We start from the raw sequence: 14,403 nt of genomic DNA on the forward strand, positions 1-14,403 counted from the left end.
GGAACCGATACGAGAGGAGTGGTCGCGATGACCACCGCAGCCCAGAACCAGGAGATCGCCGCGATCGAGGCGGTCATCGCAGACGCCCAGACGCTTCAGTTGGACGTCGACGGCTACACCGGCCTGCTCGACGAGGACGTCTCGGTCATCAACTTCTTCGGCCGCCGTGTGCGCGGCCGCGACAACCTGCGCACGATCATGCGGGAGGCGATGGCGTCGCCGCTCGCCGACGTGCGCACCACGCACGAGGTCGTCGACGTGAGACTGGTGCGGCCCGACGTGGCGCTCGTGGCCGTCGTGAAGCACGTCTTCGACGAGCGGGAGGGCGCCGACCCGCTCCACGCCGACCGCGGCATGATGACGTTCGTGCTGCTCAAGGAGCAGGGGCGCTGGCTGATCTCCTCCGCGCAGACGACGCCGATCAAGGCGTCCTGAGTCAGGCGACGCGCGCGACCGAGAAGGTCGAGGCGACGGTGAACGGGACGCTGGTGGTGTTCGCCAGTCTGGTCACGAGCGTGTCGCCGGCGGTCAGTTCGAGGTAGCGCACGATCTGGACCTCGCTCGATCTGACCGGCGCGCGCAGTGACAGCACGAGCGCGATGTTGACGTCGAACATCGGGAAGGCGCGCGCGTCGAGCTCGCTGCCGTTGCGCTCCAGCGAGAGCGTGCACGCGGCCGACGCGCCCTGCGAGGTCGTCACGGTGTTCGTCGGGCCGCCGCTCGCGGTCACGGTCACGAGATAGGTCCCGGTCGTCGGCACGGTGTAGGCGCCTGTGGCGCCGTTGAGCGCCCCGCTCGACGGCTGCCCGGCGCTGCTCCAGCCGGTGATCGTCAGCGCGGAGGAGGCGCCGAGCGCCGTCGGGGCGGTCGTCGCGGCGTCGATCGGGCCGGTGATGCCGGGCGTGCCCTGCAGCCCTTGCGGTCCCTGCGGCCCCTGCGGTCCGATCGCGCCCGCGAGCCCAGCCGGACCCGGGCCGCCCGCCGGTCCGGCCGGTCCGGCCTCGCCCTTCGGCCCCTTCTCGCCCGTTGTTCCCGCCTCGCCCTTTGCTCCGGCCTCGCCCTTCGCTCCGGCATCGCCCTTTGCTCCGGCGTCGCCCTTCGCTCCGGCCTCGCCCTTCGGCCCGGCGGGGCCGGCCGCGCCTCTCGCGCCGGTTCTGCCGCTGCGGCCGGCCGGGCCGCGCGCGCCGTCCTGGCCGGTCGCGTTCCACGAGATCTTGGTCTGCCCGGCTGGGCACGGCGTGGCGGCGCTCGACAGGTTGAGCGTTCTGAAGTCGCCCACCACGCAAGCGTAGATCTGCGTCTGCTTCTTCGCCGCTCCACCGCCGACGCGGTCGGCGACCGCGTAGGCCGAACCTCCGAGCAGGAGGAAGAGCGCGACGAACGCGATCGCATGACGGCGGACGACGATCAGCAGCTTTGACATACCGGTCCCTTGGAGATGCGCGACGCGTGGACGAGACGGCCCGCTGGTCCCGGGCCGGCTGGCACCTTAGCGCTAGGAGAGGCGGCGCCGGACCCACCAGAACGAGAACCCGAACAGAGCGGCAGCGAGGCCGGCGAAGACCGCCGTCTCATACGCCTGCAAGGTCCAGTAGCGGCTCGCCGGCTGGTAGGTCACGCGCTGTCTGTAGCCCTGTTCGGCAAGTCTGGCGAAGCACGCCGGTCTGCCCGTCGGGCCAGGTCCGGGACCCGGGTCCGGGACGCATTCGGCGATCCAGCCCGGCAGCGTGTCGAGCGGCTTGCCGGAGGTGTCGAGCGTCTGCTGGGAGACGATCCATGCGCCCGGTCTGCCGAGCGTGACGTGCAGCTCCTTGACGGCGTCGGCCGGGGCCCCCGCCTCGATCGGTCCGTCACCCTCGACGATCAGGCCGCGGAGGTTCTGCGCGGTGATCGCGAAGGTGTGCTCGGTCGGCCCGAGGTTGGGCCGGATCCACAACGGCACCGCGACCTGGACGGCGACGAAGACGGCGAGCGTGACCGCCATCGCGGGGACGGTGCGGCGGATCACGGCCCCGGCGGTGACGCCGAGCGCGACGGCGAAGGCGGCGTAGCCGATCGGCGCGATGCCGCGCGCGTCGAAGACCGCGGGGGAGATGCGCGGGAGGCCGAAGAACCCCTCGGCGCCATGGCCGTTGTTGACGACCGCGTCGATCGGGCTCGACCACCAGCTGACGACGAGGCTGAGCAGCCCGACGACGACCATCGCCGCCAGGCAGGTGAAGCCGGCCTTGGTCGCCAGCCAGCGCGTGCGGGTGACGGTCTGGTTCCAGACGAGCCGGTGGGTGCCAGACTCCAACTCGCGCGCGACCAGCGGCGCGCCCCAGAAGACGCCGACGATCGCCGGCGCCGCCAGCACCGCCATGTAGCCGGTGTAGTAGAGGGCGCTCCGCGCGCTGTCGCTCGTGAACGCCTGGAAGAAGCTGCTCTCGCTCGCGTCCTTGAGGTCCGCGAGCCCGGCGCCGGTCGCCGCGAGGGCGAGCGCGATCGCGGCGACCGCGACGGAGACGATCGCGCCCTGGGCGCGGAACTGGCGCCAAGTGAGCCAGATCATCGGAGCACCTCCAGGACGGGTCTGCGCTCGCGGTCGGTCGTGCGCTGGCCCATGTACGCGAGGACGACGTCCTCCAGGTCGGGCTGTCCGACGCTCCAGGCGGGGTCGTAGATCGGCGCGTCGGTGCGGACCAGGAACGTGCTCTGCCGCTCGGTGTGGCTGGCGGAGACGACGTGCTGGTCGGCCGGGAGGGCGGTCTCGTCGCGGCGGGGACCGGTGAGGCGGTGATGGGTCGCCAGCAGCGCGTCGAGGTCGCCGGCCAGCTGCACGCGCGAGCCGACGAGCACGATCAGGTGGTCGCAGACGCGCTCCAGGTCGGAGACGAGGTGGGAGGAGAGCACGACGCTCAGCTCGTGCTCGGCGACCGCCTCCATCAGGTCCTGCAGGAACTCGCGCCGCGCGAGCGGATCGAGGCTCGCGACCGGCTCGTCGAGGATCAGCAGCTCGGGGCGCTTCGCGATCCCCAGCGTCAGGGCGAGCTGGGCGCGCTGGCCGCCCGACAGGTTCTTCGCCCGCTGGGCGGGGTCGACGCCGAGCTGGTCGATCCGGGCGCGGGCCACCGCGTCGTCCCACGCCGGGTTCAGCCGCGCGCCGAGCTGCAGGTGCTCCTCGACGCTCAGCCCGGGATAGGTCGGCGTGTCCTGTGCGACGAAGCCGACCTTGGCGAGCTGTGCGGGACCGTCCGCGGGGCGGCCGCCGAGCACCTCGATCGTGCCCGTCGACGGCGCCAGCATGCCGACGGCCAGGTTCAGCAGCGTGCTCTTGCCTGCTCCGTTGGGGCCGACCAGCCCGACGACTCTTCCGGACGGGACTTCGAGCGTGCAGTCCGACAGCGCCCAGCGGCGCCCGTATCGCTTGCCCAATCCGTGGGCCCGCAGGACGGCGGTCACGCTACGTCCTTCCGCGTCGCGGTCTGAAACGTGGTCGTGAAGAGCGCCTCGATGCTCTCGTCGTCGAGCCCCGCGAGGCGGGCCTTGGCAAGCCAGCGGCTGAGGTCCTGCCGCAGCGGGCCGTGCGCGGCGAGCGTCGCGTCGGTCAGCGTCCGCGTCACGAACGTCCCGACCCCGGGCTTGGCGGCGACGAGCCCGTCGTGCTCCAGCTCACGGTAGGCCTTGAGGACGGTGTTGGGGTTGATCGCGAGCTGCGCGACCACCTCCTTCACCGTCGGCAGCTGGTCGCCCTCGCGCAGCAGGCCGAGCCGCAGCGCGTGCCGCACCTGCCGCACGAGCTGGAGGTACGGCGAGACGCCGGAGCCGCCGTCCAGGTGGAACTCGATCGTTGAATCACTCATTGAACTAGGACGTTAGCACAATAGGTTGCTGGTCCATTTGGGCTACCGTGTCGCAGCTCACACACCGGACGTGCCCGAGGCCCCATCATGGTTCTCGCCTGATCGGTTCACACACCGGCCCCGGCCGGAGCAGCACCCAAACTTCCCCTACCGATCACAGCATCACCACACATAGACACATCTCTCTCCTCCGGAAACGGCCCGCCTCGGCGGGTCGTTTCCTTTTAAGCACCCGGTAGGCTCTGCCGCAGCGCGGCTGGGGCCGCGCCCCGTCCGCGGAAAGGGCTGAGCCCGCCCCGAAGCGTCGCCCGTGTCCAGTCGCGACCTTCTTTCTGCCCGACGCATGCGGACCGCGGGCGATCCGGAAGGAGGCTGCCGTGTCCAATTCGCTGCCCGCCGCTCCCAGCCTGGAGCAGCTCCGCAAGCAGGCGAAGGAGCTGCTGCGCGCGTGCCGGCGCGGAGACGCCGACGCCGCGGCGCGGATCGCCACGGTCGCCGACCGCGGCGCGCCGCCGAGACCCGCCGCGCTCGGTGACCGGGGCGCGTCCTCGGGACCCGCCGCGCCCGCCGGCCGCGGCGCCGCCCCGAAGCTCGCCGACGCCCAGCTCGCGATCGCGCGCGAGCACGGCTTCGCGAGCTGGCCGCGGCTGCGCTCCTACGTCGAGCGCGTCGGCGCGCACGGTCCGGGCCTCCAGCACGCGTTCCGCGACGACCCCGGCTACTACGAGGAGCGCGCCTCGGGCCTGCTCGCCTCGGCGCTCGACGGGACGCCCGGCGCGGTCGCGGCGTTCGCGCGCGACGGCGCGCCGCTGACGCCGGCCGGCGCACGGGCCGTCGTCGCGCGCGAGCACGGCTTCGACGGCTGGGCGGCGCTGCGGGACCACGTCACGACGCTGCGCGACGGTGGCGAGCCGTTCGCGCGTGCGTACCGTGCGGTCGAGGCGCATGACCCCGTCGAGCTGCGCGCGCAGCTCGACCGCTTCCCTGACCTCGCCGGCGCGCGCGGCACGAACGGCAACGACCTGCTCGGGATGGCGACCGCGACCGGCGACGAGCGCCTCGTCGCGCTGCTGCTCGCCCGCGGCGCCGACCCCGCCGCGGCCAACGCGCACGGCTGGACCGTGCTCCACCAGGCCGCCTACGTCGGCTCGCCGGCGCTTGCGCAGCGGCTGCTCGACGCCGGCGCGCCGCTCGCCGTGGCGGCGCGCGGCACCGGCGGCACGCCGCTCGTCGTCGCGCTCTTCTGGGGGCACGCCGAGACGGCGGACCTGCTCGCCGGCCACGGCTTCGCCCCCGGCAACCTGCGCGTCGCCGCCGGGCTCGGGCGGCTCGACCTGGTCGATGCGCTGCTCCCGGCGGACGCCGCTCCGCTCGCGGCGGCCGGCGCGCAGCGCGGCTTCTACCGGCCGCACGGTGGCTTCCCCGCGTGGCGTCCGTCGGCGGATCCGCACGAGGTCGTCGACGAGGCGCTCGCGTGGGCGGCGCGGTCGGGCCGGCTCGACGCGCTCGACTTGCTCGTCGCACGTGGCGCGCGGGTCGACGCCGACGTCTATCGCGGCAGCGCGCTCGCGTGGGCGGCGGCGAACGGACACGCCGATGCGATCGAGCGGCTGGTCGCGCTCGGCGCCGACCCGAACGCCCGCACGACGTTCGGCGGCCCCGAGCACGGCGACGGCGCGACGGCGCTCCACCTCGCCGCTCAGTACGGCCGGCTCGACGCGATCCGTGCGCTGCTGCGGGTGGGCGCCGACCCGTCGATCCGCGACCGGCTGCACGACCAGCCCGCGGCGGGGTGGGCCGAGTTCGCCGAGCAGTGGGCGGCGGCCGAGCTGCTGCGCGAACGCACGCACGACGCTGAGTAGGTAGTTTATCTATCTATGACGAACGAAGACCGACGGCCGGTGTGGCTGCGCGGGGTGCTCGACTTCTGCCTCCTCGCGCTGCTCGCCGATGGCGAGGCGTACGGCTACGAGCTGGCGCGACGGCTGGAGGAGCACGGACTCGGAACGGTCCCCGGCGGGTCGCTGTACCCGGCGCTGCTGCGGCGTGAGAAGCTCGGCCACCTGCGCGCCGAATGGCGCGCGGGGGAGGGCGGACCGGGGCGCAAGTACTACGCGATCACCCCGACGGGCCGTGCGGCGCTGGAGCGCGAGGCGGTCGCGTGGCGCGGCTTCGCCGCGGGCGTCGAGGCGACGATCACAGGCGTCGCGGCACGATGAGACGCGACACCTGGCTCGACGAGCTGGCGGTCGAGCTGGCCGCGCGCGGCATCGGTCCCGGTGAGACTGCGGCAGTCGTCGTCGAAGCCGACGTCCACCTGCGCGAGACCGGGACCGGCGCGCTCGTCGCGTTCGGCTCGCCCGCCGCCTACGCGGCCGCCGTCGCCGACGCGCTCGGACCGGAGGCGGCGCACCGGCCCGCGGCCAGACAGGCGCGGGCGCGCGCGTCGCGCGTCAGCAAGCGCTACCGCGGCACCGACGTGCTCGACGGCGTCAGCGTCGAGCTGCGCGACGGCGAGGCGGTGCTGCTGATGGGCCCCAACGGCTGCGGCAAGTCGACGCTGCTGCGGATCCTCGCCGGCCTGCTGAGACCCGACGGCGGCGCCGTCGACGTCGACGGCACGATCGGCTACGCCCCGCAGGACGGCGGCGTGATCGGCGACCTGCTGCCCGACGAGCACTTCGTGCTGTTCGGCCGGCCGCGCGGGCTCGCGCGCGACGCCGCGATCCAGCAGGGCCGGCGGCTCGCCGACCAGCTCGGCTGGGACGCCGCGTCGGCGCCGGCCGCGGGCGCGCTGTCGGGCGGCACGCGGCAGAAGCTCAACGTCGTCCTCGCCGCGCTCGGCGAGCCGGACGTGCTGCTGCTCGACGAGCCCTACCAGGGGATGGACCGCGACAGCGTCCAGCGCTTCTGGGAGCTGCTGTGGGCGTGGCGCGACGGCGGCCGCGCGGCGCTCGTCGTCTCGCACGCGCACGACGCGATCGAGCGCGCCGACGCGGTGATCGAGCTGAGCGCTTCCCGCGCACGTGCGGCGGCGCGGACGCGGAGCGCGGCATGAGCGCCGCCGTCGTCACCGTCGGCGAGATGACGCTGCGCGGGATCGTCCGGCGCCGCCTCTCGCTCGTGCTGCTGCTCGCGCTGCCGCTCGCCTTCTACCTCGCGCGCCACAGCCAGCCGTGGCAGGCGGTCCGCTTCCTCGGGATCGGCCTCGCGTGGGCGACGAGCACCGTCGCGCTGTTCGCCGCGATCGCCGCGCGCTCGGCCGAGCCGCGCCTGCGCGTCGGCGGCTGGTCGTGGCGGGACCTCGTCGCGGGCCGCGTCGGCGCGCTGCTCGCGCTCGGCATCGTGCTCGCGGCGCCGTACTTCGTCCTGATCGCCGTCGACCGGCCGGTCGGCCGGATCGCTGCGACCGGGCTGATGCTGCTCGTCACCGCGGTCACCGGCGTCGCCGTCGGCTCGGCGCTCGGCGCGTTCGTCGCGCGCGAGCTGGAGGGCGCGCTGCTGCTGTTCATCGTCGCCGGGATGCAGTTCGTCGCCGACCCGCCGACGCTGCTCGCGCACCTGCTGCCGTTCTGGTCGACGCGGGAGCTGGCGACCTACGCGATCGAGGGCGCCGCTGCGGGCTCGCTCGGCGACGCGTTCGCGCACGCCGCCGCGACCGTCCTGATCTGCACGCTCGCGACCGTCACGCTGAGCGCCCGCCGGCTGCGGCTCAGACGCTGACGCCGGCGGCTCAGACGCGCTGCGCGGTCGTCCGCGCGGCGCGTCTCAGCCGCCGGTCGGCTCGCCGGGCTCAGCGGCCGGCTCGCCGGGGATCCGGTACAGCGGCTTCCACGGCGAGACGGTCCCGCCCTTGCCCGGCTCGCCCGGCACGTCGCCCTGCGTGTACCAGCTGGCCTCGTACGGAAGCCCGCGGTACAGCACCTTCTGGCCGGCCGTGAAGACCTTCGCGGCCGACCACGCCGGGTGGGTCCCGGCCGGCAGCTTCGGGATCACAGGCGCGCGGTCGGTGCGCAGCACCGGCCCGATCAGCCGCCACGGCGACTGGCCCGGCTCGACGTTCTCGGAATCGGGCGTCTGACCCTGAGAGAACCACTTCGCCACGTAGACCGCCTGGTGCCAGACGACCTTGTAGCCCTCGCGGTACGCCTGCTCGGGCTGCCAGATCGGGTACGGGCTCTTGGCGGGATCGTCGACCGTCGCGGTCGTCGCCTCCGGCAGCAGGTCGGGCTTCGTCACCGCCGCCGCGTTCGCGCGGATGCTGCCGCGCAGCCCGTCGAACGTCTTGGTGAACTGTAGGTCCTTCTGGACGACGCCGCTGCAGAGGTTCGAGAGCGTCCCGACGACGGCGAACGTCACGCCGCACTGCTTGTCGCGGTTGAGCGACCAGATCGAGACGCGCCCGAGGCCGCGGTCGGCGGCGAAGTCCGCGATCGCCTCCGCGTCCTTGACCGAGACGCGCTCGCCTCTGACGTCGTTCTGGCCGATCATCACGGTGACGCCGACCTTGCGCCAGAGGCTGGCGCTGCCGAGTCTCGCGCCGGCGCGGCCGAAGACGGCGGACAGCTGGCTGCGCGTCGCGGTGACCGACGAGAGGATCGCCTTGCGCATGTCGCTCGCGGCGGACGGGACGCCGAAGTCCATCGCCATCACGTTGACGCCGGCGAGGTCGACTCTCGCGTCGAGCATCGACTGCACGACCGCGAGCGCGTCGGGGTTCAGCCCCTCGGGCGTCACCGGCAGCGTCAGCCAGACGGCGAGGCGGCCTCCGTCGGCGCGCACGTCGTCCTGGATCGCCTTGACCGCGGCTGCGCGGCGGCGGTTGGCCTCGGCGTCGGCGAGCGCGTCGCCCTCGACGTCGAAGTCGACCGTGTCGGCCGCGTAGCGGTCGATCACCTTGCGGTAGGCCGACACGAGCGCGTCGGGGCGCTTGCAGGTCACCGCCAGCTCGCTGTTCGCCTGTCCGCCGAACGAGATCACGGCGTCGCCGCCCTGCCCGCGCAGCTGCGCGACGCGGCGGTCGAGGTCGAGCGCGGTCGCGGCGCCGTCGAGCGACTGGTGCGTCCCCCACGTCGGCGTGCAGGCGCCGTCGGCCTCTCTGCCGGCGACGACGAAGCCGAGCACGGCGTTGGGCGACGGGTTCGCGGCGCGGTCCTGGAACGCGTAGGTCGGGGTGAGCGTCGTGTCGACGTACGGCGCGAACCACGTGCCCGCGCCCGCGGCGCCGTGCGCCCGCGCCGGTTCGGTCGAGGTGACGTCGCGCACGGCGAGGAAGCCGCCGCCCGCGGCGGCGGCGACGAGCACCAGCGCGACCAGCACGCGCCAGACCGACAGTCTCGGCTCGGGCGCGTCGGGCAGCGTGGCGGGATCGGGCAGGTCGGCGGCGCTCATCGCGGGACCTCCGGCTCGGCGACGGCGGGAACGGAGGCCTCGTCGTCGGCGACCCTCAGCGGAGCCGGCGGGTCGTCGGCGCGGCCCGGCGGCCGGTCGGTCGCGCGACGGCCCATGTACGCCGGCAGGTCGGTCTCGCGGCGGCCGTTGCCGGCGCGGCGGTCGGCCGCCGAGCCGGAGCGGCGGTCGGCGGCGGTGCCGGAGCGGCCGGACGCGGAGCGCCGCTCCGCGCGGCGCACGCCGTCGGCCGGGGCGTACGCGAGCGTCTGCGACCAGTGCGGCGCGGCCGGCTGGGCGAGCGCCTGACGCCGTTCGGCGCGCTTGGCGCGCGCCGAGCGCTGCGGCTTGTAGAGCCAGCTGACGACGTTGCGCCAGACGTCGACGAGCGAGTGGCCGACGCCGATGTACGCGACGATCGCGTACGTGGCGGCGGCGGCGTTGAGCCCCGCCAGGATCACGTTGACCCAGCGGTCGCGGTCGAGGTCGCTGAGCAGCGTCAGCACCGAGAAGGCGACGAAGACGTACGGCAGCAGGACGAAGGTGAGTCCGGGGGTCGTGCGCGTGTGCACCTTCGGCGTCCGCTTGAACGCCGGGCGCCCGCCGATCAGCACCTGCAGCAGGGACGCGCCGACGCCGGCGAGGTTCACGCCCAGCAGCACGAGGTTGAACCCGTACAGGCCGAAGACGTCGCTGCGCCGATAGCCGCAGTGCTTGAGGTCGACGGCCATCATCAGGAAGTACGGCACGGAGATCAGCAGCACGAGCGGGCTGATCAGCTGGTCGTTGAACTGGTAGAGCAGCAGGAAGATCAGGCCGATCGACGCCCAGCAGATCGACGCCATGTAGTTGACGCGCAGGAACGTCTCGCCAAGGCGCTGGCGCTCGCCGCGATCGCGCCGCGTGCGGATCTGGCGCCACAGCGCGGGGAGGATCAGCAGGCCGCCGTTGGCCCAGCGCTGACGCTGGATGCAGAGCGCGCCGAAGTCCGGCGGCGTCGCGCTGTAGCTCAGCCGCTCGGGGTAGTTGAGCAGCCGCCAGCCGTGGACGCCGAGGTCGATGCTCGACTCGGTGTCCTCGATCACGGTGCGGTCGGAGATGTAGCGGCTGATCTCCCAGTCGCCGTCGTGGCTGACCTCGCGCAGGTCGTCGATCGCGCGCTTGCGCAGGACGGCGTTGGCGCCGACCCAGAAGGTCGCGTCGTAGTGGGTCATCCCCTGGTGGACCATGTGCTGCAGGTCGGTCGTCGCGCCGGCCATCCGCTCCAGCCGGGTGGAGGCGCCGGGGAAGGCCGTGTACGGCGCCTGCGCGACGGCGACGCGCGCGTGCTCCTGCTGTTCGAGCAGGTGCACGATCCGCTGGCAGTACTCGGGCAGCAGCAGGCTGTCGGCGTCGAGCGTCAGCACGTAGTCGGGGTTGCGCACGACGAGGTCGGCGTCGCTGTCGGTGCGCAGCAGCGCGAGGCCGCCGCCGGGCACCGCGATCTCGCGGTAGCTGCCGCCCATCAGCCCGATGTAGCTGTTGAGGTTCATCGCCTTGTTCGGCTCGTGCGAGAGCGACACGAAGCGCTTGCGCTGGAACGAGCTGATGCGCGCGCCGAAGATCCAGGTGAGGCGTCGCAGCAGGAAGCGCAGGTGGTCCTTGGTGAGCGTCGCGCCGTCGCCGATCGCGGCGCGCAGCGCCTTCGCCGTCGTCGTCATCTCGCCCGCCAGCGCGAGCAGCACCTGGTCGACGAGGAACTGGTCGGTGTGGTCGGTCACCTCGTAGCCGGCGGCGTAGTCGGTGAGCCACTGTGCGGCGTGCTCGTACTCGGCCGCGACCTCGAGCGCGTCCTCCAGGCGCGGGTCGCCGCCCTCGATGTACTTCGTCTCGAAGCCGTCGAGCGCGGCAGTGAAGCGGGCCACCGGCGTGCTCAGCAGCGCCTCGATCTCACCCGGCAGCCCGTGCGCGGCCGCCAGCATCTCGGCCGGTCCGCGGTATCTCGGCGCGGGCGGGTCGTCGACCAGCAGCACCAGCTCGAGGTCGGGGTACTCCTGCAGCGCCGCGGACAGCAGCGTCATGCGGTTGACGCGCTCTTCCTCCTGGTAGGAGGGGATCAGCACCGTCAGCGTCGGCGCCGAGCGCTCGAACGTCTGGCCCAGCTCCGCACGCGTGGCGCGGCGATGGCTGCGCGAGCGCGAGTAGTAGCCCAGCCGTGTCGTCAGGTACGCGAGCGCCGAGCACGCCAGCAGGCTCATGATCACGATGTAGCCGATCGTCGCGAGGCCGAGCGGCGGGCCGTCACCGCCGGCGATCGAGCTGCGCGTCAGCGTCGTGACGACGAACAGCGCCCAGCCGATCACGGTCACCGCGATCGCGAGCTGCCCGATCAGCATGGTGCTCTCCGACGCGGGCGCGGGGACCACCGGCAGGGCGGTCCGTCTGTCGCTGCCCCACTGGCGCTTCGTTCGTCTCGGTCGCATACCTCCTGGTAGATCGGCAGCCGGCCGCGATTCGTTAGACGGCGGCCGGCACGACCGCGATCACCAGGTCAGCTCTATCTCCAGTTCGCGCTCGTCGCTCTCCACCTCCAGCTCGATCTTGAGGTTCACCTCATCGGGCACGCGAACGTTGAAGCGGAGCCCGCCGCGCTCGAACTCGATGTCGTTGTGGCGGGCGAGCATGTCGGCGAGTCTGTGCAGCCGGGCCGCGGCTTCCTCGCGACGGAGGCGCTCCTTCTGCTCGACCGAGAAGATGTCCATGCGTCAGCTCTCCTTCGTTGTGGGTTCGTTCGACAAGGCGATGCGAGCGAGCGCACGCGCGCTCTGGCGGAGCCCGTCGGGCAGCGTGGCCGACGGCGAGGCGCCGGGATGCTGGCGCGCGACGCGCACGCGCAGGACGCCGGGGCGGATGTGGAAGCGCAGCGGTGGCTCCAGTTGGACCGCCTCGCCGTCGACGCCGGCGGGCACGGGATGGTCGGCGGCGACCTCGAACTGCGGCGCCGTCCATTCCCGCCACGGTCGCTGTGGCAGGCGCCCGCGGCCGCCGCGGCCGGTCGGGGCGCCGGCGACCGTGATCCCGAGCAGCCCGTCCTCGATGCTCGGGCGCGTGCCCGAGCCGACCGCGCGGCCGAGCCGATAGCGGTTGTTGGAGACGAGGATCGCGGCGCCCGAGCGGTGCTCGTGCCCGCCGGGGCCCGTCCAGCGCAGGTCGAGCCCGGTCCCCTCGGGGCCGAGCACGTCGGGCAGCGTGCCGAGGATGGTGCGCAGCTTCGCCTCGCGGTAGCCGGGGCGCTGGACCGCCTCGGCGTAGAGGCCGAGCGAGACGTTGTTGACGAAGACCTGCCCGTTGACCTCGGCGAGGTCGACGCGCCGCTCGCCGCCGCGCACGAACGCGTCGAGCGCGCCGACGACGTCGTCGCGGTCGACGCCGAGGTCGAGCGCGAAGTGGTTGCGCGTGCCGGCCGGCACGCAGGCGTAGGGGAGGTCCAGCTCCGCTGCGATCGCGGCGACGACGGCCTGCGAGCCGTCGCCCCCGGCCATCGCCAGCCCGTCGGCGCCGTCGGCGACCGCGTCGCGGACCAGCCGCTCGAGATCCCAGTCCGGCGCCCCGAGCTCGATCGGCTCGATCCCGCGCGCCCGCGCCTCCGACGCGAGCGAGAAGCGCTCCGCCTTGCCGCCGCCGGACTTCGGGTTGTAGAACAGCACCGGCCGCTGCGGCGCGGGCCGGTGCGGCAGGTGCGTGTGGACGGCGAACGCCGCGCGCGCCGCGACGACGCTCAGCGCGAGCGCAGCGACGACGAGCGCCTCCTCCAGCGGGCGGTCGGCGGCGAGCAGGGCGAGCGCCCCGCCGACGCCGAGCGCGGCGACCAGCAGCGCCGTGCCGCGGGCGGCCCCGGTCCGCAGGAGGCCGTACCAGGCCGCGGTCGCGGCGACGGCCACACAGACGAGCGCGAGCGGGCCGCGCGGGAAGTCCTGCACCGCGACGACGACCGCGAGCGCGAGTCCGCCCGCGCCGAGTGCGAGCGCGGCGATCGCCGCCGCGCGCTGCCGGCTCATAAGATCACTCTCCAGTGGATTCCGCCCAGGACTCCCCCGCCGCACCGCCGCCGGGACCCGCGCGCTGGCTGGACGACGCCGAGCGCGTCGACGTCGCGCTGTACGCGGCGATCGCGCGGACCCCGACGCCGGCGCTCGATCGCGCGATGGCTCGCCTGTCCCATGCAGCTGACTATTCCCGCTTGTCGCTCGTCTCTGCCGCAGTTCTCGCGGCGGCGGGTGGGCACAGCGGGCGACGGGCGGCCGTCGACGGCCTCGTCGCGGTCGGCGTTACGTCGAGCGTCGTCAACCTCGCGGCGAAGCCGCTCGGGCGCCGGCGGCGTCCCGACCGTGCCGCCGAGCACGTCCCCGTCGCCCGGCACGTGCGGATGCCGTCGTCGACGTCGTTCCCGTCCGGCCACTCGGCCGCCGCGTTCGCGTTCGCGACCGGCGTCGGGCACGCGCTCCCGCGGGCGGCGATCCCGCTGCGCGGGCTCGCCGCGCTGGTCGCGTACTCGCGTGTCCACACCGGCGTCCACTACCCCGGCGACGTCGTCGCCGGCGCGCTGATCGGGACCGTGCTGGCCCAGCTCGCGACGCACGCGCGCGACCGCCGCGCGGCGCAGCGCCCCTGATTCCGGTCAGCGCGGCGGGCGCGCGGTGACCCAGATGCGGATCGTGCCGGACAGGACCTCGGTGCCGGCGCGGTCGGCGATCGCGATCGCGACGGCGACCTGCTGGCGCTCGACGAGCGGCTCGGGCAGCTCGATCCGCGCGGTCGCGCGCATCCGCCCGTGCGCCTTCGCGCGGTACTCGACCTCCATCCCCTGCGGGATCCAGCGGTGCGTGCCCGGCACGGTCGCCTCCGCGGCGGCGCCCATCGTCAGCTCGGCGAGGTTGCAGAGCGCGATCGCGTGCACGCCGCCGAGATGGTTGCGGACCCACGGCGCGTGCCACATCTGCGCGACCGCGAGGCCCGGCTCGACGGATTCGACCCGCGCCGGGATCGTGCGGAAGTACGGTGCCGCGAAGCGGTATCCCTGGGAGAAGATCGAGCGGCCGAGCGGCACGCGCTCCAGCGCGCGATAGGCCGTCAGCAGGCGGGAGGTGGGCATGCCGTCGATGTTCGCCCGCGCGGCGTGCCGCGTGCGCCGGTG

At 73.9% G+C, this 14,403-nt stretch carries 15 protein-coding genes; 6 read left to right on the forward strand and 9 right to left on the reverse strand.

The window, feature by feature from the left end; translation table 11 throughout:
- Positions 1–27 precede the first annotated feature (27 nt).
- Positions 28–435 (forward strand): SgcJ/EcaC family oxidoreductase, encoded by a 408-nt coding sequence (locus CWOE_RS04390; RefSeq protein WP_012932364.1) that lies wholly within the window; start codon positions 28–30, stop codon positions 433–435.
- A 1-nt stretch (position 436) separates the two neighbouring features.
- Here the strand turns inward: CWOE_RS04390 and CWOE_RS30180 are convergent, their stop codons facing one another.
- From CWOE_RS30180 to CWOE_RS04410, 4 genes are all read right to left on the reverse strand, one after another.
- Complete coding sequence (locus tag CWOE_RS30180; protein ID WP_012932365.1) at positions 437–1,423, reverse strand: collagen-like protein; 987 nt, start codon at positions 1,421–1,423, stop codon at positions 437–439.
- 72 nt (positions 1,424–1,495) lie between these two features.
- Complete coding sequence (locus CWOE_RS04400) at positions 1,496–2,551, reverse strand: ABC transporter permease subunit (protein WP_012932366.1); 1,056 nt, start codon at positions 2,549–2,551, stop codon at positions 1,496–1,498.
- A complete protein-coding gene (locus CWOE_RS04405; RefSeq protein ID WP_012932367.1) occupies positions 2,548–3,441 on the reverse strand; it encodes an ABC transporter ATP-binding protein in 894 nt (297 codons plus the stop codon). Before CWOE_RS04405 ends, CWOE_RS04400 begins: the two co-directional genes overlap by 4 nt.
- Complete coding sequence (locus CWOE_RS04410; protein WP_012932368.1) at positions 3,438–3,842, reverse strand: GntR family transcriptional regulator; 405 nt, start codon at positions 3,840–3,842, stop codon at positions 3,438–3,440. Before CWOE_RS04410 ends, CWOE_RS04405 begins: the two co-directional genes overlap by 4 nt.
- 377 nt (positions 3,843–4,219) lie before the next feature.
- Between CWOE_RS04410 and CWOE_RS04415 the strand changes: the two genes are divergently transcribed.
- Genes CWOE_RS04415 through CWOE_RS04430 form a run of 4 tightly spaced genes read left to right on the forward strand, consistent with a single transcriptional unit; the run spans position 4,220 to position 7,565 of the window.
- Positions 4,220–5,704, forward strand: coding sequence for an ankyrin repeat domain-containing protein (locus tag CWOE_RS04415; RefSeq protein ID WP_012932369.1), 1,485 nt, complete (start codon positions 4,220–4,222; stop codon positions 5,702–5,704).
- A gap of 15 nt (positions 5,705–5,719) precedes the next feature.
- Positions 5,720–6,061 (forward strand): PadR family transcriptional regulator, encoded by a 342-nt coding sequence (locus tag CWOE_RS04420; RefSeq protein ID WP_012932370.1) that lies wholly within the window; start codon positions 5,720–5,722, stop codon positions 6,059–6,061.
- Complete coding sequence (locus tag CWOE_RS04425) at positions 6,058–6,900, forward strand: ATP-binding cassette domain-containing protein (RefSeq protein WP_012932371.1); 843 nt, start codon at positions 6,058–6,060, stop codon at positions 6,898–6,900. The genes CWOE_RS04420 and CWOE_RS04425 overlap by 4 nt, the downstream gene beginning before the upstream one ends.
- On the forward strand, positions 6,897–7,565 hold the full coding sequence (locus tag CWOE_RS04430) for a hypothetical protein (protein ID WP_012932372.1): 669 nt from the start codon (positions 6,897–6,899) through the stop codon (positions 7,563–7,565). Before CWOE_RS04425 ends, CWOE_RS04430 begins: the two co-directional genes overlap by 4 nt.
- 45 nt (positions 7,566–7,610) lie before the next feature.
- On the opposite strand, the gene CWOE_RS04435 is transcribed toward CWOE_RS04430, so the two are convergent.
- From CWOE_RS04435 to CWOE_RS04450, 4 genes are all read right to left on the reverse strand, one after another.
- Positions 7,611–9,233, reverse strand: a complete 1,623-nt coding sequence (locus CWOE_RS04435; protein ID WP_012932373.1) for a chitinase — start codon at positions 9,231–9,233, stop codon at positions 7,611–7,613.
- Entirely contained in the window at positions 9,230–11,605 is a 2,376-nt protein-coding gene (locus CWOE_RS04440; RefSeq protein ID WP_012932374.1) for a glycosyltransferase family 2 protein, read from the reverse strand. The genes CWOE_RS04435 and CWOE_RS04440 overlap by 4 nt, the downstream gene beginning before the upstream one ends.
- Positions 11,606–11,752: 147 nt before the next feature.
- Complete coding sequence (locus CWOE_RS04445) at positions 11,753–11,971, reverse strand: amphi-Trp domain-containing protein (RefSeq protein ID WP_012932375.1); 219 nt, start codon at positions 11,969–11,971, stop codon at positions 11,753–11,755.
- A gap of 3 nt (positions 11,972–11,974) precedes the next feature.
- Positions 11,975–13,267 carry a diacylglycerol/lipid kinase family protein gene (locus tag CWOE_RS04450; RefSeq protein WP_012932376.1) on the reverse strand — a complete coding sequence of 431 codons (1,293 nt, stop codon included), beginning with the start codon at positions 13,265–13,267 and terminating at the stop codon, positions 11,975–11,977.
- Positions 13,268–13,281: 14 nt separating this feature from the next.
- Here CWOE_RS04450 and CWOE_RS04455 point away from each other — a divergent pair, with 14 nt between their 5' ends.
- On the forward strand, positions 13,282–13,881 hold the full coding sequence (locus CWOE_RS04455) for a phosphatase PAP2 family protein (RefSeq protein WP_012932377.1): 600 nt from the start codon (positions 13,282–13,284) through the stop codon (positions 13,879–13,881).
- 6 nt (positions 13,882–13,887) lie between these two features.
- Here CWOE_RS04455 and CWOE_RS04460 read toward each other — a convergent pair whose 3' ends face one another.
- Positions 13,888–14,361 carry a hotdog fold domain-containing protein gene (locus tag CWOE_RS04460; RefSeq protein ID WP_012932378.1) on the reverse strand — a complete coding sequence of 158 codons (474 nt, stop codon included), beginning with the start codon at positions 14,359–14,361 and terminating at the stop codon, positions 13,888–13,890.
- Between the last annotated feature and the right edge of the window lie 42 nt (positions 14,362–14,403).

Origin of the sequence: Conexibacter woesei DSM 14684, from assembly GCF_000025265.1 — a bacterium.
GTDB classification, from domain to species: Bacteria; Actinomycetota; Thermoleophilia; order Solirubrobacterales; family Solirubrobacteraceae; genus Conexibacter; species Conexibacter woesei.

What these genes read in the sequence shown, in the direction of transcription:
- CWOE_RS04410 (WP_012932368.1), bottom strand. Translation starts at nt 3,842, where the DNA reads ATGAGTGATTCAACGATCGAGTTCCACCTGGACGGCGGCTCCGGCGTC.
- CWOE_RS04440 (WP_012932374.1), bottom strand. Translation starts at nt 11,605, where the DNA reads ATGCTGATCGGGCAGCTCGCGATCGCGGTGACCGTGATCGGCTGGGCG.
- CWOE_RS04430 (WP_012932372.1), top strand. Translation starts at nt 6,897, where the DNA reads ATGAGCGCCGCCGTCGTCACCGTCGGCGAGATGACGCTGCGCGGGATC.
- CWOE_RS30180 (WP_012932365.1), bottom strand. Translation starts at nt 1,423, where the DNA reads ATGTCAAAGCTGCTGATCGTCGTCCGCCGTCATGCGATCGCGTTCGTC.
- CWOE_RS04390 (WP_012932364.1), top strand. Translation starts at nt 28, where the DNA reads ATGACCACCGCAGCCCAGAACCAGGAGATCGCCGCGATCGAGGCGGTC.
- CWOE_RS04425 (WP_012932371.1), top strand. Translation starts at nt 6,058, where the DNA reads ATGAGACGCGACACCTGGCTCGACGAGCTGGCGGTCGAGCTGGCCGCG.
- CWOE_RS04420 (WP_012932370.1), top strand. Translation starts at nt 5,720, where the DNA reads ATGACGAACGAAGACCGACGGCCGGTGTGGCTGCGCGGGGTGCTCGAC.
- CWOE_RS04400 (WP_012932366.1), bottom strand. Translation starts at nt 2,551, where the DNA reads ATGATCTGGCTCACTTGGCGCCAGTTCCGCGCCCAGGGCGCGATCGTC.
- CWOE_RS04445 (WP_012932375.1), bottom strand. Translation starts at nt 11,971, where the DNA reads ATGGACATCTTCTCGGTCGAGCAGAAGGAGCGCCTCCGTCGCGAGGAA.
- CWOE_RS04460 (WP_012932378.1), bottom strand. Translation starts at nt 14,361, where the DNA reads ATGCCCACCTCCCGCCTGCTGACGGCCTATCGCGCGCTGGAGCGCGTG.
- CWOE_RS04435 (WP_012932373.1), bottom strand. Translation starts at nt 9,233, where the DNA reads ATGAGCGCCGCCGACCTGCCCGATCCCGCCACGCTGCCCGACGCGCCC.
- CWOE_RS04450 (WP_012932376.1), bottom strand. Translation starts at nt 13,267, where the DNA reads ATGAGCCGGCAGCGCGCGGCGGCGATCGCCGCGCTCGCACTCGGCGCG.